The following is a 2283-nucleotide window of genomic DNA, read 5'->3' as shown; positions in this document are numbered from 1 at the left end:
GTTGAAGGAAGCGGCGCTGGCCGCGGAAGCGGCGGCCCTTGCCGTCAAGGGCGTTACCAATTCGGCCGGCAGCGGCGCCAGCGCCGGGCTTGGCGGGCTGGTGCTCGCCACCTCGCACGGCTTTGTCGGCCACTACGTCGCGTCGCGCTTTTCGCGCTCGACCAGCGTGATCGCCGGCGAGGGCACCGGCATGGAACGCGATTATGAATTCTCCTCGCGCCAGCATTTCTCCGACCTGGACGCGCCCGAGGACATCGGCCGCAAGGCCGGCGAACGCGCCGCGCGGCGCATCGGCGCGCGCAAGGCGGCGACCGGGCCGGTCGATGTGGTGTTCGACCCGCGCGTCGCCCGCGGCATTGCCGGTCATCTCGCCGGCGCCATCAACGGCGCGTCCGTCGCGCGCAAGACCAGCTTTCTGCGCGACATGATGGGCAAGCAGGTGGCGGCGGCCGCGATTACCGTCACCGACGAGCCGCTCCGGCTCCGCGGCCAGGCGTCGCGCCCGTTCGACGGTGAAGGCATCGAGGGCGAAAAGCTGCTGATGGTTGAGAAGGGCGCTTTGAACCACTGGTTCCTCTCAACCTCGGCCGCACGGGAATTGGGGCTGACCACCAACGGGCGCGGTTCGCGCAACGGCTCCTCCGTCTCGCCGTCATCAACCAACCTCGCTATCGAGCCGGGCGAGCGGACGCCCGAAGACCTCATCAAGTCGCTCAAATCAGGCTTTTACGTCACCGAAGTGTTCGGCCAGGGCGTCGACATGGTGACTGGCGAGTACAGTCGCGGCGCTTCCGGCTTCTGGATCGAGAATGGCGAGCTCGCCTATCCGGTTGCGGAAGTGACCATCGCCTCGAACCTGAAGTCCATGTTCCTCAACATGGTTGCGGCGAGCGATCTCGATCGCAATTTCGGCACCGCCGCACCAACGCTTCTGATCGAAGGCATGACCCTTGCCGGAGCTTGACCAGGTCACCTCCGCCGGGGCTCGCGAGGATCTGCCACTGCTGCGCGACGCCGCCCGCGAGGCGGGCGCCATCGCCATGCGCTATTTCGGCAACAATCCGCAGGTGTGGATGAAGGGCGGCACCTCGCCGGTGAGCGAGGCCGATCACGCCGCCGACGCCTATCTGCGCGAAACCTTGCTTGCAGCGCGGCCGGACTATGGCTGGCTGTCGGAGGAGACGGCCGACGATCCGGCAAGGCTTGCCGCCCGCCGCACCTTCGTCGTCGATCCGATCGACGGCACGCGCGGCTTCCTCGAAGGCCTTCGCTCCTGGTGCGTCAGCGTCGCGGTGGTCGAAGACGGTCGCACCCTTGCCGGCGTTCTCGAATGTCCCGCCACCGAGGAGACCTATTGGGCGCTGCCCGGTGAGGGGGCATTCCTGAATGGCCGTCGCATTGCCGTGCGCCGCCCGGCAGCAATGGTCGAAATCGGCGGGCCGAAGCCATTGATAGGGCTGATGCCGGCGGAATGGCAGGGCCGGCTGAGCCGCGTGCCCTATATTCCCTCGCTCGCATACCGGCTGGCGATGGTCGCCAATGGCAGGCTCGACGCGACCTTCGTCAAACCCAACGCCCATGACTGGGACATCGCCGCGGCGGATCTCATCCTGCGCGAGGCCGGCGGCGCATTGCTCGACCAGAATGGCCGCGCACCGCGCTATGCCGGCGAAGTGATCCACCACGGCGCGCTGGTTGCCGGCAGCGGCGAACTGCTTGCCGTGCTCTCCGGCATCATCGCAGGGCTGGACGGTTGAACATATCATCAATGGTTCCAAAGTCGGCGGCTTTGGTCTAGACCTGTCACAAACTCACGATATGTGAAGGACCGACATGACCGCGGAAGACGGAAAGAAGCAGCTTTTGCACCTGGTGTTCGGCGGCGAACTGAAGACGCTGGGCGGGACAGAATTCCGTGATCTCGACGCGCTCGACATCGTCGGCATCTATCCGGATTATCAATCGGCGCAAACGGCGTGGAAAGCCAAGGCCCAAGCCAGCGTGGACAACGCCCACATGCGTTATTTCGTCGTTCACCTGCACCGGTTGCTCGACCCCGACAACAAGGCCGCCGGTTGACATTGATGGATCATGAAGCCGTGAAAGGGCCGCCCACGAGGTCCGCGGTAAGGGGGCGCCGCGGTGGCACCTCGAAGACATTCTGGCGCAAAATACGCGAACCGCTGGCGCAATCGCGATTCGTCAAGAACGCCATCGCCAGCCTATTTGCGCAGTTCGTTCGCATCATCCGCCTGACCAACCGTGTCGTCGACGGGTCGGCGC

Annotated in this window: 3 protein-coding genes and 1 pseudogene; all 4 read left to right on the top strand. The window is 65.5% G+C overall.

Annotated elements, in window-relative coordinates; all coding sequences use genetic code 11:
- Positions 1 to 964, top strand: a 964-nt coding sequence (locus tag EOA86_RS31330) for a TldD/PmbA family protein (RefSeq protein ID WP_164892166.1), incomplete at its 5' end; no start/stop codon positions are given.
- Positions 951 to 1757: a 3'(2'),5'-bisphosphate nucleotidase CysQ gene (locus EOA86_RS31325; RefSeq protein ID WP_095521823.1), complete on the top strand. Its 807-nt coding sequence runs from the start codon at positions 951 to 953 to the stop codon at positions 1755 to 1757. The genes EOA86_RS31330 and EOA86_RS31325, both read left to right, overlap by 14 nt.
- 76 nt (positions 1758 to 1833) lie before the next feature.
- Positions 1834 to 2079, top strand: a complete 246-nt coding sequence (locus EOA86_RS31320; RefSeq protein WP_029354097.1) for a DUF4170 domain-containing protein — start codon at positions 1834 to 1836, stop codon at positions 2077 to 2079.
- A gap of 5 nt (positions 2080 to 2084) precedes the next feature.
- Positions 2085 to 2283, top strand: a pseudogene (locus EOA86_RS39680) (hypothetical protein); the annotation flags it as partial.

Source organism: Mesorhizobium sp. M5C.F.Ca.IN.020.32.2.1 (assembly GCF_004023105.1).
GTDB classification, from domain to species: Bacteria; Pseudomonadota; Alphaproteobacteria; order Rhizobiales; family Rhizobiaceae; genus Mesorhizobium; species Mesorhizobium wenxiniae.
The sequence above is the reverse complement of the archived record's forward strand: the minus strand, read 5'-3'. Positions and strand labels throughout refer to the sequence as shown.

What these genes read in the sequence shown, in the direction of transcription:
- EOA86_RS31320 (WP_029354097.1), top strand. Translation starts at nt 1,834, where the DNA reads ATGACCGCGGAAGACGGAAAGAAGCAGCTTTTGCACCTGGTGTTCGGC.